General features: G+C 70.8%; 21 protein-coding genes. 12 read left to right on the forward strand and 9 right to left on the reverse strand.

The features are described from left to right. The first annotated feature begins 91 nt into the window (after window positions 1–91). The 3 genes from L1785_RS07305 (at window position 92) to L1785_RS07315 (ending at window position 2,673) form a co-directional block, all read left to right on the forward strand. Entirely contained in the window at window positions 92–1,339 is a 1,248-nt protein-coding gene (locus L1785_RS07305; protein WP_236088557.1) for an RICIN domain-containing protein, read from the forward strand. Window positions 1,340–1,444: 105 nt separating this feature from the next. Further along, window positions 1,445–1,744, forward strand: coding sequence for a DUF8836 family protein (locus tag L1785_RS23565; RefSeq protein ID WP_504861890.1), 300 nt, complete (start codon window positions 1,445–1,447; stop codon window positions 1,742–1,744). 197 nt (window positions 1,745–1,941) lie between these two features. Next, a complete protein-coding gene (locus L1785_RS07315; protein ID WP_236088559.1) occupies window positions 1,942–2,673 on the forward strand; it encodes an LLM class flavin-dependent oxidoreductase in 732 nt (243 codons plus the stop codon). A gap of 155 nt (window positions 2,674–2,828) precedes the next feature. Here the strand turns inward: L1785_RS07315 and L1785_RS07320 are convergent, their stop codons facing one another. Continuing rightward, a complete protein-coding gene (locus L1785_RS07320) occupies window positions 2,829–4,976 on the reverse strand; it encodes a DEAD/DEAH box helicase (protein ID WP_236088560.1) in 2,148 nt (715 codons plus the stop codon). Between the two features lie 392 nt (window positions 4,977–5,368). Between L1785_RS07320 and L1785_RS07325 the strand changes: the two genes are divergently transcribed. The 3 genes from L1785_RS07325 to L1785_RS07335 all read left to right on the forward strand — a co-directional run bounded on the left by L1785_RS07325 (window position 5,369) and on the right by L1785_RS07335 (window position 10,371). Beyond that, window positions 5,369–6,655: a cytochrome P450 family protein gene (locus L1785_RS07325; RefSeq protein ID WP_236088561.1), complete on the forward strand. Its 1,287-nt coding sequence runs from the start codon at window positions 5,369–5,371 to the stop codon at window positions 6,653–6,655. 117 nt (window positions 6,656–6,772) lie between these two features. Further along, on the forward strand, window positions 6,773–7,987 hold the full coding sequence (locus tag L1785_RS07330) for a sulfotransferase family protein (protein ID WP_236088562.1): 1,215 nt from the start codon (window positions 6,773–6,775) through the stop codon (window positions 7,985–7,987). Window positions 7,988–8,169: 182 nt separating this feature from the next. After that, window positions 8,170–10,371, forward strand: coding sequence for a serine/threonine-protein kinase (locus L1785_RS07335; protein WP_236088563.1), 2,202 nt, complete (start codon window positions 8,170–8,172; stop codon window positions 10,369–10,371). Window positions 10,372–10,513: 142 nt separating this feature from the next. Here the strand turns inward: L1785_RS07335 and L1785_RS07340 are convergent, their stop codons facing one another. From L1785_RS07340 to L1785_RS07375, 8 genes are all read right to left on the reverse strand, one after another. Beyond that, the gene (locus L1785_RS07340; protein WP_236088564.1) at window positions 10,514–11,284 is read right to left on the reverse strand and encodes a M23 family metallopeptidase; all 771 of its coding nucleotides are present in this window, start codon (window positions 11,282–11,284) and stop codon (window positions 10,514–10,516) included. A gap of 143 nt (window positions 11,285–11,427) precedes the next feature. Continuing rightward, the gene (locus L1785_RS07345; protein WP_236088565.1) at window positions 11,428–11,952 is read right to left on the reverse strand and encodes an SMI1/KNR4 family protein; all 525 of its coding nucleotides are present in this window, start codon (window positions 11,950–11,952) and stop codon (window positions 11,428–11,430) included. A gap of 35 nt (window positions 11,953–11,987) precedes the next feature. Further along, window positions 11,988–12,191, reverse strand: coding sequence for a BRCT domain-containing protein (locus L1785_RS07350; protein WP_236088566.1), 204 nt, complete (start codon window positions 12,189–12,191; stop codon window positions 11,988–11,990). 104 nt (window positions 12,192–12,295) lie between these two features. Then, complete coding sequence (locus tag L1785_RS07355; protein ID WP_236088567.1) at window positions 12,296–13,285, reverse strand: branched-chain amino acid ABC transporter permease; 990 nt, start codon at window positions 13,283–13,285, stop codon at window positions 12,296–12,298. Beyond that, complete coding sequence (locus tag L1785_RS07360) at window positions 13,285–14,139, reverse strand: branched-chain amino acid ABC transporter permease (protein WP_236088568.1); 855 nt, start codon at window positions 14,137–14,139, stop codon at window positions 13,285–13,287. The genes L1785_RS07355 and L1785_RS07360 overlap by 1 nt, the downstream gene beginning before the upstream one ends. Next, complete coding sequence (locus L1785_RS07365) at window positions 14,136–14,846, reverse strand: ABC transporter ATP-binding protein (protein ID WP_236088569.1); 711 nt, start codon at window positions 14,844–14,846, stop codon at window positions 14,136–14,138. The genes L1785_RS07360 and L1785_RS07365 overlap by 4 nt, the downstream gene beginning before the upstream one ends. Then, complete coding sequence (locus L1785_RS07370; protein ID WP_236088570.1) at window positions 14,830–15,603, reverse strand: ABC transporter ATP-binding protein; 774 nt, start codon at window positions 15,601–15,603, stop codon at window positions 14,830–14,832. Before L1785_RS07370 ends, L1785_RS07365 begins: the two co-directional genes overlap by 17 nt. A 26-nt stretch (window positions 15,604–15,629) precedes the next feature. Then, a complete protein-coding gene (locus L1785_RS07375) occupies window positions 15,630–16,820 on the reverse strand; it encodes an ABC transporter substrate-binding protein (RefSeq protein ID WP_236088571.1) in 1,191 nt (396 codons plus the stop codon). A 270-nt stretch (window positions 16,821–17,090) separates the two neighbouring features. Here L1785_RS07375 and L1785_RS07380 point away from each other — a divergent pair, with 270 nt between their 5' ends. The 6 genes from L1785_RS07380 to L1785_RS07405 all read left to right on the forward strand — a co-directional run bounded on the left by L1785_RS07380 (window position 17,091) and on the right by L1785_RS07405 (window position 21,058). Next, window positions 17,091–17,342 (forward strand): hypothetical protein, encoded by a 252-nt coding sequence (locus tag L1785_RS07380; RefSeq protein WP_236088572.1) that lies wholly within the window; start codon window positions 17,091–17,093, stop codon window positions 17,340–17,342. Continuing rightward, a complete protein-coding gene (locus L1785_RS07385; protein ID WP_236088573.1) occupies window positions 17,339–17,800 on the forward strand; it encodes a MarR family winged helix-turn-helix transcriptional regulator in 462 nt (153 codons plus the stop codon). The genes L1785_RS07380 and L1785_RS07385 overlap by 4 nt, the downstream gene beginning before the upstream one ends. 285 nt (window positions 17,801–18,085) lie before the next feature. Next, the gene (locus L1785_RS07390) at window positions 18,086–19,039 is read left to right on the forward strand and encodes a DUF881 domain-containing protein (protein WP_236088585.1); all 954 of its coding nucleotides are present in this window, start codon (window positions 18,086–18,088) and stop codon (window positions 19,037–19,039) included. 206 nt (window positions 19,040–19,245) lie between these two features. After that, window positions 19,246–19,725: an FHA domain-containing protein gene (locus L1785_RS07395; protein ID WP_236088574.1), complete on the forward strand. Its 480-nt coding sequence runs from the start codon at window positions 19,246–19,248 to the stop codon at window positions 19,723–19,725. Continuing rightward, complete coding sequence (gene ftsR / locus L1785_RS07400) at window positions 19,722–20,483, forward strand: transcriptional regulator FtsR (protein ID WP_236088575.1); 762 nt, start codon at window positions 19,722–19,724, stop codon at window positions 20,481–20,483. Before L1785_RS07395 ends, ftsR begins: the two co-directional genes overlap by 4 nt. Before the next feature lie 92 nt (window positions 20,484–20,575). Then, window positions 20,576–21,058 (forward strand): bifunctional nuclease family protein, encoded by a 483-nt coding sequence (locus tag L1785_RS07405; RefSeq protein ID WP_236088586.1) that lies wholly within the window; start codon window positions 20,576–20,578, stop codon window positions 21,056–21,058. Window positions 21,059–21,114 lie beyond the last annotated feature (56 nt).

The following is a 21,114-nucleotide window of genomic DNA, read 5'->3' on the forward strand; positions in this document are numbered from 1 at the left end:
CTACCTCTCCCTCGTCCTTCCGCGCGGCGGGGGGGGGGGGGGGGCCGCGCCCCCCCCCCCCCCCCCCCACCACCACACACCTGGAGCACAGATGCGCACTCCCGAATCCACTGGCCTCCTCGGCGCCGACCTCTCCCGCCGGACCCTCTTCGGCCTCGCTGGCGGGGTCGCTGCCGCGGCCGGCGGCCTCCTCACCGCGTCCCCGGCGCACGCGGCGTTCCGGACCGGCACCTGGTACGTCCTCCAGTCACGCCACTCCGGCCTGGTCCTCGACATCCAAGGGAGGTCGACCTCGACGGGCGCGATGCTGGTGCAGTGGAACCGCACCGACGCGACCAACCAGCAGTTCCGCTTCGTCGACGCCGGCGGCGGCTACTACACGATCCAGGCCCGCCACTCGAACCTGGTGCTCGACGTCTACGCCAAGGCCACCGCGAACGGTGCCGACATCGTCCAGTGGAGCCCCACCGGCGGCGCCAACCAGCAGTGGCAGATCGTCGACGACGGCACCTACCTGCGCTTCGTCAACCGCAACTCCGGCAAGGCCCTCGATGTGTGGGAATGGTCGACCACCCCCGGAGACCGCATCTCGCAGTACGACTCCAACGGCGGCACCAACCAGCAGTGGCGGCCCCTCCCCGTGGGTGCGCCGCCGGCGGACGGGACGCCGACGATCTACATCGCCTCGGACTCGACCGCCCAGACCTACAACTCCGGGTACTACCCGCAGATGGGTTGGGGCCAGAAGCTCGCGAACTACGTCGACGCGAGCACAACCGTGGCCAACCACGCCATCGGCGGGCGCTCGTCGCGCTCGTTCATCGAGCAGGGGCGCCTGGACACGATCCTCAACGCGATCCAGCCGGGCGACTACCTGTTCGTCCAGTTCGGACACAACGACGCCAGCGTGGGCAACCCGGAGCGGTACACCTCGCCCGACGACTACAAGCGGTACCTGCGCGACAACTACATGGCCGGAGCTACCGCACGCCGTGCCACACCCGTCCTGATCACCCCGGTCTCACGGCGCGACTACGACTCGAACGGCCAGTTCCGGGTCTCGTTCCCCGACTACGTCAACAAGGTGCACGAACTGGTCGCTGAGACCGGCGTCGCGATGATCGACCTGTCGGCACGCTCGCGGGCCTACCTCAACTCGATCGGTCCCGAGGCGGCCAAGGGCGTCTTCCTCCACCTGAGCGCTGGCCAGTACCCGGCCTTCCCCGACGGGGTCGCCGACAACACGCACTTCCAGGAGTACGGAGCCGAACAGATCGCGCGCATCGTCTCCGAAGGCACGGCCGCCCTTCCCCTGCCGATCGCGGACCATGTCCGGTAGTGCCCGAGCCCCGGTGCGCGCCGGCGGCAGGTGGGAAGACCGGTGGCCGACTTCGGGTTCTATCAAGTGCCGGGCGGTCGGAACTTTCCGATGCCGACTCGTCGCATGGCCCGTCCAGCGCTCGGCGAAGGGAGAGCCACCGTGAAGGGTGATCGTGTCGAGGTCGTCATCGACGCCGGTGGAGCGACCCGAACCTACGAAGTCGAAGCTACCCGCGCCGGTCGACGGGTCGAAGTGACGCACGGCCGTGGCATCGTCGAGGTCACCGAGCTCACCCGCGGCGGGACGCCGGTCCGCACGGCCCGATTCATGGCCGCGCGGGTCCTCGCTCTGGTCGAGCACCCCGCGCCCCGACCCGCCCAGCAGGACGACGCCCGCGTGACACACCTTCCGCGCCCGGCCTGACCGCCGGCGCGGGCCAGTACGACGCCCTGAGCTACCAAGCACTCGCATTCGCTTCCTACATCCGAGACGATCCGCCTGAGTCACCGTTGCACCCGCTCGACGAGGTCGTCTCGACCCTCGCAACGATCGACCAGATCCGCAGTCGGCTGACGGCGGACGAGCCCCCACGGTCGTCCACAGCAAGGACGGGGTAGAAGATGGCGGACTACGGCCACGACCTGCTGTTCGGAAGCTTCCTCACCCCGCGGCATGACGCGATTCCCCGGCTCGTCCATACGGCGCAGGAAGCCGAACGCGTGGGGCTCGACCTTGTCAGCGGGGGCAGGATGGAGCTCGCGCTCGGCGCCGGCGGGTACTGGGACGCGATCTCGGCCTACGGGGGCACCCGCCTGACGCCTGGTCAGTCACTCGCGGCCCTGTCGGAGGCGATCGACATCATCCGGGCGTTGTGGGACGTCTCCGACAGGTCGATGGTGAACATCCAGGGGGAGCACTATCGCGTCGTCGGTGCCAAGCGAGGCCCGGCCCCAGCGCATCCCATCCCGATCTGGGTCGGCGGATACAAGCCGCGCATGCTCAGGCTGATCGGCGCGAAGGCAGACGGCTGGCTGCCCAGCATCTGGAACAACAGCCTCGACGCTGTCCCCGCTGATAACGGCGAGATCGACGACGCGGCTCGAGCGGCAGGGCGCGACCCGAAGGAGATCCGTCGCTTGGTCAACGTCCAGGGAAAGCTGACCTCGAGTCCGCGGGGGCTGCTCGTCGGCCCTCCGGACATGTGGGTCGACCAGCTTGCCATGATGGCCATGGAGCACGGCTTCTCAGCCTTCATCCTTGCGGGTGACGACACGAGCGCGTACGACGTCATCGGTCAGGAGATCGTGCCCGCGGTCCGCGAGATCGTCGCCCAGGAGCGCGCGGCCCGGTGATGGACGGCCGCCCGGCCCCGACGGCGGTACGGCGACCGGCGCTCCTGGAATCATCAGCCGCCAGCCAGGCCCGATGCGATGGGGCCGGGTGAGCCGCTACCAGAGGATGTGTCGCAGGGGAGTGGGGGAGCGGGCGGCCCTCAACGAGGCGCGGCTCAGGCGATGCCTTCAGCGGCGAGCGCATCGGTGAGCAGCGCGACGAGGGCTTCGAGCTGAACGTCCGTGGATGATGCGACGTCCTCGTCACCTGCCCCGTCCAGTGCCCTGGCGGCCAGCCCGGACTTGCTGTCGATCAGTTCGGCGATCTTGGAGTCGATGGTCTGGGCGGCGATGATCCGCCAAGCGGTGACGGGCTCAGCCTGGCCGATCCGGTGGATCCGGTCGATGGCCTGGGTCTGCTCGGCGTAGGTCCAAGACAGCTCGGCCAGTACCAGGTTGGAGGCCACCTGAAGGTTCAGCCCCACTCCTGCGGCCGTCAGTGAGCACACCACGATCGACACGTCGGGGTCGTTGACGAACGCGGCGATGTTCTTCTCGCGCGCCTTGGGCGTCTGGTCGCCGCGGATCGAGGCATAGCCGATGCCGCGATCGGCGAAGGTCTGCTCGGCCTGATCCATCACGTCGACGTGCTTGGCGAAGAACACCACCTTGCCGACGTTGCGGGCCAGCTGCGCGGCGTAGTCGGCGGCCAGTCCGGCCTTGGCCTGGCCGATCCGGCGGACCATCGTGAACACGTTCTCGCCACCGGCCCGCGAGCTCGAGTCCTTCAGCTCCGCCGCCGCCACCCGGCGCGCGAGGTCGAGGTCGACCCCGTCCACGACGACGTCGTCGGCGCGCGCCTCCACGACGGACCGGTAGCGACTGACCAGACGGCGGGCGAGCGCAGCCTCGGCGGCACGGATCGAGCGGCCTACAGCGCCATCGAGCTCGACCGGCAGGTCCGCCACCCGGCGGGCCGGGATGTCGGCGACCACGTCGGCCTTGCGGCGGCGCACGATGCCCATGTCGATCACGCTGGCCCGGGCTGCGGCGTAGAACCCCGGGTCGGCCGGGGTGAGCCCGGTGCCCTCGAGGGCGGTCAACAACGCGCCGAGCGGCAACGCGTCGTCGATCCAGCCGAGGTACTGCCAGATTGCCCGGAAGTCCTCGATGTCGTTGATCAGCGGGGTGCCGGTGAGCGCCATCAGGAGCGGCCGGGCGGTTCGGGCGCGGATTCGCTCGGAGATGGCAAGCACGTGCTGGGAACGCTGGGAGCTCTTGTTCTTGATGAAGTGCGCCTCGTCGACGACCATGCCGCGGAAGCCGAGGTCGCCGAGCCAGCCGACGTGCCGGTCCAGGAGCTCGTAGTTCACGATCACGACGTCCGCGAACCCGTCGACCCGCTCGCCGTCGCCATGGACCACCGTCGCCCGACGCTGCGGCGTCCACATCCCGACCTCGTGCGCCCAGTTCGTCTTCACCACGTTGGGCACCACGACCAGCAGCGGGTAGGCGTCGGCCACTTGGGCGGCGAGCAGTGCCTGGGCGGTCTTGCCGAGCCCGGGCTCGTCGGCGAGCAGGAAGGTGCGATGCCCGCGGGCCGTGGCCTCGACGACCTGCGCCTGGTGCGGCATCAGCTTCCGGCCGTGGGGAGCGGACACCGAGCGGGCCTCGGGCAGCGGCATGCAGGCGGGTGCGCCGGGGTCGGCGTACTCGAAGGACCGGAAGAGCGGCTCGAGCAGCTCCCAGCCGGCCAGTCGGCGGGCCCGCGGAGCCAGCCGCTCGGCCGCGGCCTCGAAGTCCGGGGCGAGGAACGGGTTCGCCAGCTGGCGCGAGATCACCGAGCGGGGCACCACCCGCTTCTCAGCACCGGGCACCGGCGCGGCCGGCGCGGCCGGCGGGGGCTCCTCGGGCGGCTCCAGTCCGCCGGCGCGCATCACGGTCGCCATGAAGGCGCGCGCCGCGTCGGAGACCCGGGCATCCTCGGCGAGCAGCTCGAGCAGCGAGGTGTCCCGGGCAGCGATCCTCGCCAGCAGCGTCGCCACCCCGTCGAGCCGCTTGAGCTGCTGGGTCCGCTGGGACTCGCTCAGGGCGCCGTCGGCCCTTACCCGGGCCCGCTCCTCCCGCATGAGCAGCCCGACGACCTGGAACTTCGTGCGCACCGCCGGGCGCGTCGGCGGTCGCTGCACGGCGCCGTCGACATCGCGGGCGACCTCCGCGAGCACGGGGATGATCCCCTGCTCGGCGGCCCGCGGGGCGCGGCGGCGCTGGGCGCCGGACTCAGCCCGCGCGCGACCGGACCGGCGTTGGCCTGGTCGTGCCACATCTCCTCCTTCGCTGCATCCGTACCACGACTGCGGCGCAGCGCGCCGTGCCGCACCCGCGGCCCCTGGACCGGTCGAACGTCGGACAACCGGCCCGTGAGCCAGGCAGCCCGGGCCAGGGCGCTCCGATCGTCAGCCGGTCACCGCGCAGCGTCCCCGGCTGCGCCGCCCGCGGCCCCGTGCTCACGCCGATCGTGACACGCCGCTGGGCATCTCCGTGAACCACCGCCGGGCACGGTCGTGACCCTGCTTGATCGCCGGAGAACCTGCAGTCTACCGCCGGACACCACTGCCCACCGGGCATGGTGGGAAGGCTGCGCATACGCGACATTTAGGCGCTATCGTCCCTCCAGTCTGAGAAGCCTTGCCCTGGCCGATCGTGGAAGAGATATATGACCAATCCGGCTGCGAGTGACCCCGGCCCGGCGTCGACGATGTCGCAGTTAGGTCTGTCGCCGATGCACCTGTACGACCCTGTGCACGTCCCGCTGCTTGCTGATGTGCTTTCAGCACGCGACGTCGATGCCGCCTGGTCCGGGCTGCGTGAGCGATGGGGAGACGTTGCCCCGGTCGATCTGGGGTCCGGCGCGCGCGCCTGGCTGGTGACGGGGTATCAGACCATCGTCATGCTCGTCCGGGACTCCGGCATGGTCACGACCGAGACCCATGCCTGGAACGGTGAGCCGCATGGGCCGTTGCCCGCATCCTTGCGGTCGTCGTTCCGGCCACGGGCCGGGGAGACGGTGGTGACGGCGCCCGGGCCTGTTCATGCTCGGCTGCGCGTCCCGCTGGACGAGGTCCTCGAAGCGGTTGATGCGGCCGAGGTCGGCCGGGTCGCTCGGGTCGTGTGCGAGGAGCTGGTCGACCGGCTGGGCAGCCTGGACAGGGCAGACCTGATGCGGGAGTACGCGGCGCCGGTGGCTCACCTCGCTTTCGGCACGGTTCTCGGCCTGGGCCCTGAGACCGGCCGCCAGGTGTTCGAGCTCGCCGACGCTCTGGCGGCCGGGGAGGGGGATGCCTCGAGTCTCGATGAGCTGAGCTTCCTGCTCGGCGGGCAGGTGATGGGCCGCGATGCGGGCGGCGGCCTCACGCCGGTCGGCCTGCTCGCGCAGCATCGCGCCTACGAGGGAACCGACGAGGCGGTGCTCGGCATGCTGTCTCTGGCGACCGGCGCGAGCCTGGGCCTTCAGGCGTGGCTGGGCCGGGCCCTGCTCCTCGCCGTGACTGACGAACGGTTCTTCCACCGGCTGGCCGGCGGGCGACTCGGGACCGACGAGGCGCTCGACGAGGTCTTGTGGGACGCGTCACCGGTGACCGCGCTGGCGCCCCGGTTCGCCGTCACGGAGGGGCCCCTGTTCGGTGAGGACACGTACGTCGAGCGCGGGGATGCGGTCCTCCTGGCGGTCGGGGCGGTCGCCTCGGATCCGAGGATCCGTGGCGAGGGCGCGTGGGACGGGCTCGGCAACCGAGCCCATCTCGCGTGGGGTGCGGGCTCGCACAGGTGCCCCGCACCGGGGCAGGCCCGGCTGATCGTCCGGACCGCCGTCGAGACGCTGCTTCGCCGGGTGGAACCCGTGCTCGCGATCAGCGTCGAGGAGATCCGCTGGGCCCCCGACTTCCGCTTCCGCCGTCCGGATTCGCTGCCGGTCACCTTCCGTCCCACCGGCCCGGGAGGCTGACGTCACCGTCCGGGACCCTGCCGCAGAACGGCCAGGTCGGCCTTCCCCACCTGCCACCCCTGCTGGTCCGTCATGCGCGAATGAGCGTAGTGATCGCAGTACAACAGAGGAGAACCTGTGAGTCGCACACCCCGCACCACCCGCGCGCTGAACACCGTGCTCGCCCCAGTCATCAAGGGCTATGAGGATCCTGCCCGATCCTGGGCGAAGGCTGTCGCGCAGGTCGAGAAGAAGGCAGGAGCCCAGGACCGCCAGTTCGCCGACGACCTCGGCATGATCGTCCAGGGAGCGGCCGAGATCTCCCGGCTGTCGCCGCTCGGCTGGTTCCTGATCATCAGCGACGTCAAGGAGAAGTACGCCAACCGGCTGCGGGTCAACCGCGTGCTGTCCGAGCACCCGCAGATCACCGACGAACCGATCACCGCACCGGTGATCGTGTGCGGGCTGCCGCGCACTGCGACGACCCTGGCCCACCGGGTCCTGTCCGCCTCGCCCGACCACCGCGCCCCGCTGACGTGGGAAATGATGCACACCGGCCTGAACGACCCGCAGACGGCCCGGAAGGTGATCAAGCAGCTCGAGCAGAGTGCGGGCATGATGGAGCGCTTCGCGCCCGACATCCCGCACATCCACCCGATCCACATCGACCGTCCCGAAGAGTCGATGATCTTCATGCCGCACGGGAGCTACTGGGAGATCCTGCACGGCCTGATGCCGACCTACAGCGCGTGGCTGGCCGAGCGCGACGTGACGGGTGACTACGAGTACCTGAAGCTGGGGCTGCAGGTACTCCAGCACGGGCGGGAGCGTAAGCGGTGGGTCTTGAAGTACCCGGCGCACCTGGGCGACATGGACATGGTCAAGAAGGTCTTCCCGGACGCCACGTTCGTGTGGACCCACCGTGACCCCACCACGGTCATCGGCTCGTTCTGCAGTCTCATGGAGACCTTCTGGGGGATGTACCAGCACGACGCCGACCGCCAGGCGATCGGACGGTTCGCCCTGGCACACCTGGTCACCCAGGTCGAGCGCGGCCTGGAGCTGCGCCGGCACCTGCCGCCGTCGTCGATCGTGGACGTGCCCTACCACAAGCTCAGCGCCGACCCGTTCACGGAGGTTCCCCGGCTGTACTCGGCGATCGGAGCCACCTGGACCGCCCGCGACCATGAGAACCTGGCCGCGGTGATCGCCAAGCCGAAGGGCACCCCCTCCCACCAGTACGACCTGTCTCGCTACCTGGACCCCGCCGAGGTCGAGGAAACGTTCGCGCCGTACAACCGCCTGCTGGACCGTCTCGACCTGCGCGACGCCGAGCCGGCCGTGGAGCTGTGACGGTTCGGTGGTGAACGGGTCGGTGCCGCTGGCACCAACGATGCATGGTGACTGCCACGTCCGCGGCACCGACCCGAGCCCTCTGGTCGTACGGGTGAGTCTGGCAGCCCAGGACCACGGCCGGTCCACCCCGCGGGTCGCACTCGCGTGTCCCTGACCTGTGCACTTGATACGGTGCGCGCATGCCCGGCCCCGAGGAGAAAGCGCCCGCGGTGAAGACCGACGACGACACCCGGCCCCGCGCGGCAGTGCCCGGGGCCGCCGTCGACCAGGGCTTCGCGCCGCCGCCGCCTCCTCCTCCGCCGCCGCCGTCTGTGGAACTGCCGGGCGAGCCGAGCGAGCCGGAAGGCTCGGACGAGCCGCCCATCGCTGCGCCCGGCCCGGTGCCCGCGCCCGAGCTACAGGCCGGGCTCGCGCCGTTGCCTGTGCGACCCGTTCGCCGCTTCCCCGCATCCGGCGAGAAGATCGGCCGCTTCACGCTGGGCGAGGTGCTCGGGCACGGCGGGTTCGCGCACGTTTACCGCGCCACCGGCGAGGACGGCTCAGAGGTTGCCCTCAAGGTGCTGACGGGGCTGCAGGACGGCGCCCGCGAGCGGTTCGAGCAGGAAGCGCAACTTCTGGAGAAGGTGGGCGGGCGCGGATTCCCAGAGTTCGTGCAGGGCGGCCTTGACGAGACCCAGCCGTGGTTCGCCATGGAGCTCGTAGGCGGCAGCACGCTGCGCGACCACGTGCGCGCGGCAGGGCCGCTGGACGCGCACCGTGCACTGCGGCTGGCCGACCAGCTCGCGTCCGCGCTGCTCGTGCTGCAGGAGCAGCGCTGCCTGCACCGCGACCTGAAGCCCGCGAACGTCATGGTCGACGGCGACCGCGCGGTCCTCATCGACCTCGGCATCGCCAAGGTGTTCGACGCTGCGACGTCGACCCAGCCGGTCGGGACACTGTCGTACATGGCCCCGGAGCTGTTCGCCCGGCGCGTGCACCCGCGGTCGGACGTGTATTCCCTGGGACTCCTTCTGGTCTTCGCGAGCACCGGCAACCTGCCGCCCGACCTCAACTTCCTCGGCCGCGACCTGGAGGCCGAGGACCTGGTCGAGGAGATGCCGGGCGAAGCGCGGTCGGCCGTCACGCCGTCGGAACCACCCGTCATCGACAAGCATCTGCGCTGGCTGATCCTGTCGATGACCCGGTACCAGCCGAACCATCGCCCGGCGCTGGAGAACATCGCGCGGGTGCTCCGTGCCCGGCTCGCCGGCGAGGCCGCCGACAACACCCTGCTACTGACGGAGCGGGTCGCGGACGACGGCGCCACGGCGGCCGAGCAGTCCTTGGGCCCGGTCGCAGGGCTGGCCACCACTGTCGGTCTGCCGGCCCACGCCCAGCGAGCCACGAAGGTCATGGCGCCCCGGCCCGGCGCGGAGGCCGACGTCGCCGCGGCCCGGGCCCGGGAGCCTTGGCACGCCCTGGTCTACGACGCCGCGCTGATGAGTGTGCTCTGCGAGGTGCACGGCGACGGGTTCGACGGCGCCGCGGAGCAGGTCATCGCCGACCATGTGGCGAGTATCGGCGCTCACGTCGCGGACGGCCGCACCCCGGCAGAGATCAAGGACTGGATCTGGCAGGCGATGCGCTGGCGGGCCGCCACTCCTCCGGACGGGCACACGGACACCCTGCGCGGCTGGCGGACCTACCGGAACCCGAAGCAGGTCGCGCCGACCGAGGTGGCGCGGTCCGCCGACCGCGACGAGCGGGCGCTCCGGCTGACGCAGGTCATGCGCGCCCCAGACGTCGCCGCCACGCAGGTGACACGACCGACGCCACCGACGTACCACCCGCGCAAGAGTCCCGTGAAGCACCTCGGGCCGGCGCCTCAGCCGCCGTCGGTCCAGCCGCGCAACGCCGCGGCGGCGGGCGGTGGGACGCGGCCCCGGCCCGCGGCACCGGTTGCCGGACCGCCCGCGGCCGCGCCCCTGCGGCGCGGGACCCTGCAGCCACCCTCCGGGTCGAGCCGGCCCACGACGGACGCCTATGCGCCGTCGTCGGCAGTCGCCACTGCAGCGCGTCGTCGACCCCGGCCGGCGCGTGCCGGCGGTGTCCTCCTGCGCCTGGTGCCACGTCTGCTGCTGCTCGCGGCGGTGCTGCGCATGGTCCTGCTGGCACCTGTGGGGTCGCTGCAGCGGAACGAGCCGATGCTCGGCATGCCGCCGGAGATCCTGAAAGCGCTGCACTACCCGCCCGACCTTGCGGGGAGGATCGAGGGGCCCTTGCTCGCGCTGGCCGCGCTCGTCGTGGCCGGCCTGCTGCGAGCAGCAGGGCACAGGATGCTCGTGTGGCTCTACACCGTCGCGGCGTTCGGGACGATCGCGGCCGCGGTGGTCCTGACCTGAGACTGAGTGTCCACGGCGGCCAGCTGTCTGACTCGTCCATCAGCCACCAGGTCGCCGCAAGTGCCGCCGGGTCGCGCCTCGATCGTGGCGACGTCGGTCTCGGTTCGGGTGCGGCTTCATCCAGCCGGGGCTGCTCGTCGGGTCAGCGCGGCAGGGTTTCGACCGTCTCGCGGTGGTCCGGGACGCCTTGCGTGACATCTCGGTGCTGGTCGGTGCCGTGGCGCCACGCCCGGTAGCCACGAAAGGCCATCGGGAGGCCGCGGCCGGTGAGCAGGTCGGGGGAGTCCATGACCTGGATGTGCACGTGGGGTTGGGTGGAGTTCCCGGAGTTGCCGCACTGGGCGACCTCCTGACCCAGGGTGACCTGGTCTCCGGGCCGTACCCGAAGGGAGCCGGCGCGCAGGTGGGCCATGGCCACGTAGGGTCCGTCCTGGTCGAGCTCGAGGATCAGATGGTTGCCGACGATGGCGTCCAGCCCCTGGCGCAGCCGTGCACCCTGGGTGAGGAGATACGGCAGCGCGGTGGCCGGCGAGCGCCGGGCGAGATGATCGGGCTCGCCGTCGTGAGCCGCCACGACCCGTCCGGCGGCGGGCGCGAGGATGGGCGCGCCGAACGCGTAGAACCGCTGAGCGGGCTCCGCGGCGAGCAGCGTGCGCCAGTCCCGGACGGCGGAGGTGCGCCGTCGCTCGTCCACGGCCGTGAAGTCGATGGCGTAGGTCTGCCCGAGGAGGTGGGTCCCGTGGCTGGGTACCCGCCGGGCAGGGGTGTTCCTGGCCAGCCAGGTTCCCCGGAACGGCAGCGACAGTACGACCGGTGCCCGGCCAGGATCGGGACGGTACAGGTCCGCCGCTCGCATCGCCTCGACGATCCTGGCGAGCTCGTCGTGTCGCTCCGTGTCTCGTTCTCCGCGCATGCGCCCAGTGTGGTCTGAGGCGATCCGATGCCACGGCACCGTGGCGCGGCGAGTGCACCACGGCGCAGGGGAGGTCGATCGTCATGATCTCCTCCCGGGCGATGTCGGCGACAGATGACCGCATCGTCGTGACGTGCGGCGTCCTACGCGCGATACGGTCGGAAGATCTTCTGGTCGTCGATCCATGACGGGTTGAGGACCTGGTCGCGGATCTCGCCGCGGACGATCCCGAGGAGGAGGTCGGTGGTGAGGAGGTCGTACCGCTGCCACAGATCGCCGTCGCGGTCGGAGATGCGGATCGGGTACCGCTCGGGCGGGACGCCGTCGATGACCTCCCAGTAGAAGGAGACCCCTGCGCCGGTCGACGCCCAGGGCAGGAGCCGGGCCTCCTCGGAGAGGTCGCCGGGTGGGCGCCATGCCTCGTCGACTCGGGCATCTTCCAGGTCGAGCCACACCAGGGCCGACTCGGCGAGGTCGACGTGCCGGTAGCCAGGTCCCGGCGTGGGCCTGAACACCCGGACGTAGTCCAACCACAGCCCGCCGCCTCCGGCAGCGACGAGCGCCCGGTAGTCCGGCGGCACTGGTGCCTGAAGTCGCTCCTCGGCCTGCTGCCAGTCGAACGGCCGGGCAGGCGCGACGAGATGCGCGAGGTTGATCAGCTGCTGCACGCTCGAGTGGGTACTGTCGTCGCGGGCTGGGCCGGTCATCCGACGGGCTGGGAGAGGAGCCGTCCGAAGCCGTCCTCGCTGACGATGGTGATGCCGTGGTCGGCGACCTTACGGGCCTTGCCGGACAGGGAGTCGGGGTCGGCCGCGACAACGAGCGTGACCTTCTTCGTCACGGTCGGGTGCGGGACGAGGCCGACGGCGCGAGCCCGCCGCTCCCAGACGTCGCGCGGTTCGCGCATGGCGCCGTCCCGACCGCTGGGCCGGTGACCAGGGATCGCCGGGCAATTGGCCCGACAGGCTGTTCGGGGTGCGGTGGACGGGGCCGACAGGGCCTCCGGACTCGTCATGTGCGTCCCGCCCCACCCCGCCGCGAGACGGCACGGGTGACGGCGCCCTCCACGGCGGGGACGAGACCTCGGCGCATGAACAGGAGGGCGAGGATCAGTAGTCCGCCATAGGTCGCATATTGCAGGATCGGCCCCAGTGTCGGCGGCAGCTGGGGTTGGCTGCTCACCAGGTTGAGGAGCTGGAGGAGGGTCGAGACGAGCACGGCACCGACGACCCCTCCCCACAGCGTCCCCAGGCCTCCCACCACGGCCATGATCACGTAGGTGAACGACTCGAGCGCGGGGAACGAGTCGGGACTCACGTAGGGCGTGAAGAACGCCGAGAGCCCGCCGGCCAGGCCGGCGTACATCGCCGACAGCGCGAAGATGACGAGCTTGGCGCGCACGACCGGAACGCCCGCCGATTCCGCCGCGGTCTCGCTGCCCGCAAGTGCGCGGATACCACGACCGAAGCGGCTGTCCACGATCCGGTGGGTGACGAACAGGACCAGCGCGAGCAGCCCGAGGGCGAGCAGCACGTAGGGGCGCTGGTCCGCGAACACGGTGCCGCCGACCCCGAACGGTGGGATGCCGCTGATACCGAACGCGCCGCCGAGGAAGTCGAAGGTGCTCATCGCGGTCTGCACCATGAGCAACAGGGCCAACGTCCCGAACGCCAGGTAGTGGCCCCTCAGTCGCAGCAGCGGCACGCCGACCAGGGCGGCGAAGGCGCCGGCGACGAGTGGTGCCGCGACGAGCGCGAGGAGGGGCGGCACCCCCCAACGCGTGGTCGCGACCGCGACCGTGACTGCACCAACTGCGACAAACGCGCCCTGGCCCAGGGAGGCCTGGCCGGCGTACCCCATCAGGAGTGACAGCCCTGTCACGACGATGGCCGCGAGAAGCATGCGCATCAGGAAGGTGAGATCGCCCATCACGAACGGCGCGACGCACCCGGCGACCGCCGCGACGACCACCAACACGTACCTGGGATTGACACGGTCCATCACTTGACCTCCTCCTGTACGAGGGCGCGGCTCCGGATGATCATGATGACCAGCATGAGGAGGAGCGCCATCTCGGTCTGGTATGACCCGTTGAGATAGCCGGCGGTCAGCTGGCCGGCGACGCCGAGACACAGGCCGCCGAGCAGGGTGCGCAGGGGGCTGGTCAGGCCGCCGAAGACGGCGGCCGCGAAGCCGCCGAGGACCAGCGGCAGGTCCGAGTAGAACGAGAGCGGGTTGCTCGGAGCTATGAGGACACCGGCGAGGCCACCGAGGATCCCGGCCAGGCCGAACGCGAGCAACCCCATCTTGCGGACATCGATGCCGACCATCCTCGCCGCGAAGGGATTCGACGCGCTGGCCGTCAGCCCCTTGCCGAGGTAGGAGCGCGAGAAGAACAGGGCCAGAGCAGCGAACGCCACACCCGTCGCTACCACCACGAGCAGGCGCTGACGCTCCACCTCGGCCCCGAGAATGGTCACCGAACCGCGAAGGCCCGGCGGGGTGACGGGGTCCTGACCCCACAGCCAGATGATCGCCGCGGAGACCAGCATGGACGCTCCGAGCGTCACGATCAGCGAGATCAGAGGCGGAGTGCCGCGACGACCGATCGCCAGCAAACCGATGACGAGGCCTAGCACCCCGCTCAACAAGACGGCCGCGATCTCGCCCAGGCCGTGCGGCAGTCGCCCGTCCAACAGGGTGGCGGACGCCATGCCACCGACAATGGCGACCGACCCCTGGGCGAAGTTGACCACGCGCGTGACCCGGTGCACCACGACGATGCCACTGCCGATCAGGGCAAACGACGAGCCCAGGGCGATCCCCGAGATGAGATAGGCGACGAGCTCGGTCATGTGGACACCTCCGTTGTTGCCTGGGCGGTCGGACCCGTCATCATCTCGGCGACGGCGAGGTCGCCGAAGTAGGCCTTGCGCACTGTCTCGCTCTGCGCCAGCTCGACCGACGGTCCGGCCGCGATGATCCGGCCGGCCTCCAGCACCAGGGCGCGCGGGCAGACGTCGAAGGCGAGAGTGACCTCCTGCTCGACCAGGAGGACGGCAGTGCCGCGCTCGCGATTGAGAAAGCGGAGGTGCTCGGCCAGCTCGGCCACCACGAGAGGCGCCAGCCCCAGTGACAGCTCGTCGATCGCCAGGAGGTCCGGACGGGCCATCAAGGCGCGCCCGACGGCCACCATCTGCTGCTGGCCGCCGGAGAGCCGCCCCGCCTTGCGCTTGCGCATGCCGGCGAGGTCCGGCAGCAGGTCGTACACCTCGCCGAGGTCCCGGTTGCGGATCGACCAGCCGCCGAGCAGCAGGTTGTCCTCGACGCTCATGTCGGCGAACATCTGTCGACCCTCCGGCACCTGGGCGATCCGGCCTTCGCAGGCCACGGTCCCGGAGTGCGGCGGAACCAGTCCGCTGATCGCGTTGATGAGCGTCGACTTCCCGGCGCCGTTGGGGCCGACGAGGGCAACCATCTCGCCCGCACCGACCTCGAACGAGACGCCGTCGACGGCGACCGCGGACCCGTAGCGGACCACGAGGTCATCGATCCGTAGCATGCGAGGCTCCTGTTCCGAGATAGGCCTTGATCACCGCCGGGTCGGAGGTGACCTCGGACGGTGTGCCGTCGGCGATCACCCGCCCGAGGTCCAGCACGGTGATGCGCTCGGCGAGCGAGGTGACCAGGCCGACGTCGTGCTCGACCAGCAGGATCGTGGTGCCGTCGCGGCGCAGCTCACCGATCAGCTCGGCGAGCTCCTGCCGCTCCGCGGCGCGCAGCCCCGATGCGGGCTCGTCGAGGAGGAGCACCCTCGGCAACCCCGCGAGCGCGCGGGCGACCTGGAGCCGGCGCTGCTGGCCGAGCGGGAGCCCCTCGGCCGGGCGCGAGGCCCAGTCGAGGAGCCCCACCCGGCTCAGGCAGTCCTCGGCCTGGGCCCGGATCGCCCGCTCCTCCCGCCGTTGTGACGGCAGGCGCAGTGCGGCCGCGACGACGCCCGCCCGGGTGTGTGCGTGTGCGCCCACCATCACGTTGGCCAGCAGGCTCATCCCGGGGAAGACCCGAGCGCCCTGGAACACGATCCCGACACCCCGGCGTGCCCTCGCGTGCGCCGGCAGACGATCGATCCGCCGTCCGGCGAGGCTGATCGTGCCGCTCTCCGCCCGGATGTGACCAGCGATGAGGTTGAACAGTGTCGACTTGCCGGCTCCGTTGGGGCCGATGATGCCGCGCAGCTCGCCCTCCGCCACGGTCAGCGTGACGTCCTGGTTGGCGTAGACGCCGCCGAAGCGGCGCGACACCCGCTCGATCGTGAGCATGGTCTCTCCCGTCATCCTGCCTGCGATCAGCTCGGCAGATCGGTCTGGAACCGCGCCAGCGAGTACTCCGTGGTCTTGAAGTCGCCATCGGTGACCGTGACGATCGCTACCGCGTCGGTGTCGAGGCCGGCGTGGTCGTCGGACGAGAACGTGAACCGGCCGGTGGGCGTGAGCTCGTCGAGGTCCTCCAAGGCGTCGCGCACCTTCTCCCGGTCCGCCGATCCCGCCTTCTCGATGGCGGCGACGAGCAGGTGGACGCCGGTCGCGCCGTCGAAGGCGAACTGGGGCGGGTAGGAGCCGTTGGCCTCGACCCACGGGTCGGCGAAGGCGCCGACGACGTCCTTGAGCGGACCGGCGGGGAGCTCGCGTCCCGGCACTGCGATGCTGCTGGTCATCGTGACGCCCTCGGCCGCCGAGCCGGCGGGCTCGACGTACAGCTGCGACGCCTGGGCTCCCGTCATCAGCAGTGGGATGCCACTGCCTTCCATCTGCTTGGTGATGATCACCGGCGCCGGGCCGGCGCCCCAGACCAGGAACCCGTCGGGAGCGGCAGCCTTCACCTTGGAGACGAGAGGGCTGAAGTCCGTTCCGGTCTGGTCGAAGGCCTCATCGAGGACGACGTCGATGCCGGCCTCCTTCGCCGCGGCGAGGGTCGCCTCGTTGCCGGTCTTGCCGTAGAGGTCGTCACCGACATAGCCGATCGCCAGGGTCTCGTAGCCCTGGTCGGCCAGGTAGTCGACCATCGCCTGGGCGTAGACCTCAGGAATGGCGACACCCGTGAATGCGTAGGGGTTGCTGCCGTCCGCGAACGCACTGACCGGTCCCAACGCCACCGTCGGGAGCTTGTTGGACTCCGCGCTCGGCCCCACGGCTGTCGATGCCGACACGAACGACGACGACAGGATGGCGCTGTAGCTGCGGTCCGCAGCCAGCTGGTTGTACTCCGTGACCGACTGCGGGACATCGGACTTGTCGTCCTTGATGGTGACCTCCAGGTCGCGGCCGAGGACACCTCCTGCCTCGTTGATCGCTTCGACCTCCTGCTCGATGGCTGCCTTGTCTCCCGCGCCCAGGGGTGACAGGAAGCCGGTCAGCGGGATGACTACGCCGATCTTGATCGGGCCGGAGCCCTCTGTGGAGGCGCCGCTGGAGGAGCTGCACGCCGTCAGGCTGAGCACTCCGGCCATGGCGATAACAGCAAGTCGGGACTTGAACATGGTCACCTCTTCATTGAGACGGGCCGAGAAGTCGCGTTATCAGGGTTCCTGTTATCAGGAAGCCTGAAGATGGAGTATGGCCGCGGTCACATGGGCCGTCAAGAGGCCCGTAGAAACTCCTGGATTCGCGCTCAGAACCGGGCAGCCCTTCGGCCAGGGCCACGTTCGGCAAGCTCTTCGACGCCACCCCGTTGACAGCGTGACTACCACACCGCAGACTGCTTAGTCGTCAGGAAACCTGATAACAGGGGCGGTGGTGATGATCAAGTGATGGACCGTGTCAATCCCAGGTACGTGTTGGTGGTCGTCGCGGCGGTCGCCGGGTGCGTCGCGCCGTTCGTGATGGGCGATCTCACCTTCCTGATGCGCATGCTTCTCGCGGCCATCGTCGTGACAGGGCTGTCACTCCTGATGGGGTACGCCGGCCAGGCCTCCCTGGGACAGGGCGCGTTTGTCGCAGTTCGTGTGCAGAGCGGCATCACCCGTGCCGTTTCGCGGCGGGGTGGGGCGGGACGCGCATGACGAGTTCGGAGGCCCGGCCGGCCCATGACCGGGACGTGACCCTGCTGTACATCATCAAGCGGGTCGAGCTGGCCGTGCGACAAGCGCTCGACGACGTGGTCGCTGCCGCCGACCTGACCGCCCTGCAGTACACCGCCCTCACCGTGCTGGAACGGCATCCCGGGATGACCTCGGCAGAGCTGGCCAGGAACTCGTTCGTCCGGGCCCAGACGATGGCCGAGATGGTGACCTACCTGCTCGGCCGCGGGCTCGTCACCCGGGAGCGAGACCCGAGCAACCGCAAGCAGTACCTCCTCGCGCTGAGCCGGGAGGGCCAACAGGTCCTCGACAAGCTCTCCGACGACGTGGCCGACATCGAGGCCCGGATGCTCGAGGGCTTCGACCTGGGCCAGACGGAGATCCTCCGCACGTACCTCTCCCGGTGCCAGCACTCGCTGGCCGGGCAGCCACACCGCTGATCCGCCGCAAGCGACAACCACGTGCCAGCGCCGCGTCGGAGCCCAGGTCCCGACGCCCTCCGAGTACAGTGGTGGCGATGTACGGAGACACCGGCACCCACGGGCATGGCTTCTCCGTGCCACGAGACCTACGACGAGTCCTGTCGGGGATCTCACCGGACACTCACCTCGGGACGCTCGTGCCGGGGGCTGTTCCCTCGGCATCCCCCCGCAAGCGGTCGCGACTCGGCGAAACCGCTGGTCAGCGCCCCTCAGACATGTTCAAGGCGTGACCAGGGCGTGAGCATGGAGAAGGAGAACCCCGGACAGGTGCCGGAGCAGGAGCGCGAGCTCGAGGCGGGGGAGCGGGCGATGCCCGAGGAGTCGCCCGCGATGACGCCCGAGGTACAGGGCACCCCCGGCGCGACGCCCGAGGGTTCGTCCGCGATGACGCCCGAGGTACAGGGCACCCCCGGCGCGACGCCCGAGGGTTCGTCCGCGCCCGAGGCAGTGACCGACGTCGGGCAGCGAGCGCCGGGCCGGTGGGCTGCGTTGTGGGGCCTGCTGCGGCCGCGCGGTACGCGCTCAGAGCTCCTCGCGGGCGTGCTGTGCCTCGCGCTCGGGTTCGCGCTGGCGGTGCAGGTGCGCCAGTCCGGGACGGACCAGCTCTCGTCGCTGCGGCAGGACGAGCTCGTCCGCCTCCTCGACGAGGTGACGCAGCGCGCCGAGCAGCTCGACGCCGAGGTCGCGACGCTCGAGGAGGCGCGGGACGACCTGCAGTCCGAGGACGGGCAGGACCAGGCCGCGCTCGAGCTCGCGCAGCAGCGCGCGGAGTTCGAGGGCATCCTGTCGGGCCGGCTGCCGGCCGAGGGGCCGGGGGTGAAGGTCGAGGTCGTGGCCGACGCCGGCACGCTCCAGGCTCAGCAGCTCTTCAACGTCCTGGAGGAGCTGCGCAATGCCGGCGCGGAGGCGATGGAGCTCAACGGGGTCCGGCTCGTGACCAGCAGCTGGTTCGAGGACGCCGACGGGCGGATCGTGCTCGACGGCGAGGTCCTGTCGTCGCCGTACGTGTGGACGGTGATCGGCGACCCGGAGACCGTGGACCGCGCCCTGGAGATCCCGGGTGGCGCTCTGCCGAGCCTGCGGTCCAAGGGAGCGCAGGCCACGACCACGCAGCTCGACCACGTCGTCGTCGACGCCGTGCGGGAGCCTGCCGAGCCTGAGTATGCCCGCCCGGCCGAGGACGCGGGGCAGGGGTGAGGCCTCAGCGGGGTGGTCGTGCCGGGTCCCGGTCACGGGCCATCCTGCCCTGGCTCGGACCTCGGCAGGGCGTGCACCTGCGGAAATCCGGCGTGCGCGCAGGGCTTGACGTGAGTAGTTTTTCGACAGTGCGCTTCACCGATCCCGCCTGGCCGGGGTAGGTTGAGTGGGTTCAGCAACCATCCAAATCCAGCCGAGGAGACCTGATGACGGATCCCACCGCTCACCCTCATCCGGTCAGCGCCGATACCACGGCCAACCTGGGTCGCATCGCGTTCCCGGCGCATGAGGACCATGCCCCGCGCACCGCGCTGAGCCCCGAGGAGGCCGCCGCCGTCGCCGCGCTGCCGCGCCACTCGGCCCTGCTCATCGTGCAGCGTGGTCCCGGTTTCGGCGCGCGCTTCCTGCTCGACACCAACCGGTCCGTCGCGGGCCGCAGCGAGCAGGCCGACATCTTCCTCGACGACGTGACGGTCTCCCGCAAGCACGCCGAGTTCGTGCGCGAGGGCGATGGGTTCGCGGTGCGTGACATCGGCTCGCTCAACGGCACCTACGTCAACCGCGCGCGTATCGACGCCGCGGTGCTCCTGACGGGGGACGAGGTGCAGATCGGCAAGTTCCGGCTGACGTTCCACGCGAGCCCGCAGGCACCCGTCCAGTGGGGCGCGGGGACGCCGACGCCGTGACGGCCGGCGCCGCGCGCGAGCGGGACCGCGGCCGCGCCGACGACCTCGACGATCGCCTCGATCCCGCCGTCGAGCCCTGGCCCCGGGGGATCTCCCGGCAGGCCACGATGCGGATCAGCGACGTCCTGCGGGAGCTCGGCGCCCAGTTCCCGGCCGTCAGCCACTCCAAGCTGCGGTTCCTCGAGGAGCAGGGGCTGATCGAGCCGGTGCGCACCGCCGCCGGCTACCGGCAGTACAGCCCGGCCGACGTCGAGCGGCTGCGTTTCGTCCTCACCGAGCAGCGCGACAGCTACCTCCCGCTCAAGGTCATCAAGGAGCGGCTCGCCGCGATGGACGCGGGGGAGGACGCGGAGCACCCGGCGCCCCGCCTCGCGGGCGACGACGCGCCGGCGCGACGCCGCTGGACAGTCGCGTCGGTCGCGGACGTCACGGGCACCGAGGAGCGGTTCGTCGAGGACCTCGTCAAGGCCGGTCTCCTGGTCCAGGAGGGCGGTGGGCGGCTCGCGCACGGCTCCGTCGACGTGGTGCGGCTCGCGGCAGCCCTCGCGGAGTACGGGATCGAGCCGCGGCACCTGCGCACGTTCCGCACGGGGGCCGACCGGCAGGTCGCGCTCGCCGACCAGGTGGTGGCGCCGTGGCGCAGCCAGCAGTCGGCTGCAGCGCGCGGGCAGGCCGCCACCATGGCGGCCGAGATCGGCGAGCTGTTCGCGCGCCTGCACGCGACCTGGGTGCGCCAGGGCGTCGCGGATCTTGCGTGAGCTCTGGCCCCGGTGCGGTGGGTGACGCGCGCCCGTGGGCGCGTCGGCCGGGTGCGTCGTACGGTGAAACAGTGACGCCGGACGACGTGCCGATGGTCCCTGTGGAGGTCCTCGGCGTGCGCCAGCAGCAGCGTGATCAGGAGATCGTGGTGCTGCTGCTGGACAGCGCCGCAGACCTCGCGGTGCCGATCGTCATCGGTGCCCGGGAGGCGAGTGCCATCGCGATGGCGCAGGCAGGCCTCGCCACACCCCGCCCCATGACGCACGACCTGCTGAGGGACCTCCTCGGCGCCGTCGGCGTGGAGCTCGAGCGCGTCGAGATCGTCGCGCTGGAGAGCGGAATTTATTTCGCCGAGCTGGTGCTGAGCAACGGGGTGCGGCTGGACTCTCGCGCGTCGGACGCGATCGCGCTGGCCGTACGCACCGACAGCCCGGTGCTGTGCTCGGCAGAGATCGTCGCCCTCGCGGGCGTCGAGATCGTCGACGTGGACCAGCAGAAGGAGGTCGAGCGGTTCCGCGACTTCCTGGACCACGTCTCTCCGGAGGACTTCTCCGGGCCGGCAGGGCACGAGTAGCGCCCGGCGCGCGCGACACGCCGAGCGCCGTTCAGGGCAGCGTCGTTGACCTCCCC

Source organism: Antribacter soli, assembly GCF_021568775.1.
Lineage (GTDB): Bacteria > Actinomycetota > Actinomycetes > Actinomycetales > Cellulomonadaceae > Antribacter > Antribacter soli.

Coding starts and splice junctions, on each gene's coding strand:
- L1785_RS07305 (WP_236088557.1), top strand. CDS start 92: ATGCGCACTCCCGAATCCACTGGCCTCCTCGGCGCCGACCTCTCCCGC.
- L1785_RS23565 (WP_504861890.1), top strand. CDS start 1,445: ATGGCCCGTCCAGCGCTCGGCGAAGGGAGAGCCACCGTGAAGGGTGAT.
- L1785_RS07315 (WP_236088559.1), top strand. CDS start 1,942: ATGGCGGACTACGGCCACGACCTGCTGTTCGGAAGCTTCCTCACCCCG.
- L1785_RS07325 (WP_236088561.1), top strand. CDS start 5,369: ATGACCAATCCGGCTGCGAGTGACCCCGGCCCGGCGTCGACGATGTCG.
- L1785_RS07335 (WP_236088563.1), top strand. CDS start 8,170: ATGCCCGGCCCCGAGGAGAAAGCGCCCGCGGTGAAGACCGACGACGAC.
- L1785_RS07340 (WP_236088564.1), bottom strand. CDS start 11,284: ATGCGCGGAGAACGAGACACGGAGCGACACGACGAGCTCGCCAGGATC.
- L1785_RS07350 (WP_236088566.1), bottom strand. CDS start 12,191: ATGCGCGAACCGCGCGACGTCTGGGAGCGGCGGGCTCGCGCCGTCGGC.
- L1785_RS07355 (WP_236088567.1), bottom strand. CDS start 13,285: ATGGACCGTGTCAATCCCAGGTACGTGTTGGTGGTCGTCGCGGCGGTC.
- L1785_RS07360 (WP_236088568.1), bottom strand. CDS start 14,139: ATGACCGAGCTCGTCGCCTATCTCATCTCGGGGATCGCCCTGGGCTCG.
- L1785_RS07365 (WP_236088569.1), bottom strand. CDS start 14,846: ATGCTACGGATCGATGACCTCGTGGTCCGCTACGGGTCCGCGGTCGCC.
- L1785_RS07370 (WP_236088570.1), bottom strand. CDS start 15,603: ATGCTCACGATCGAGCGGGTGTCGCGCCGCTTCGGCGGCGTCTACGCC.
- L1785_RS07375 (WP_236088571.1), bottom strand. CDS start 16,820: ATGTTCAAGTCCCGACTTGCTGTTATCGCCATGGCCGGAGTGCTCAGC.
- L1785_RS07380 (WP_236088572.1), top strand. CDS start 17,091: ATGGACCGTGTCAATCCCAGGTACGTGTTGGTGGTCGTCGCGGCGGTC.
- L1785_RS07385 (WP_236088573.1), top strand. CDS start 17,339: ATGACGAGTTCGGAGGCCCGGCCGGCCCATGACCGGGACGTGACCCTG.
- L1785_RS07390 (WP_236088585.1), top strand. CDS start 18,086: ATGGAGAAGGAGAACCCCGGACAGGTGCCGGAGCAGGAGCGCGAGCTC.
- L1785_RS07395 (WP_236088574.1), top strand. CDS start 19,246: ATGACGGATCCCACCGCTCACCCTCATCCGGTCAGCGCCGATACCACG.
- L1785_RS07405 (WP_236088586.1), top strand. CDS start 20,576: ATGGTCCCTGTGGAGGTCCTCGGCGTGCGCCAGCAGCAGCGTGATCAG.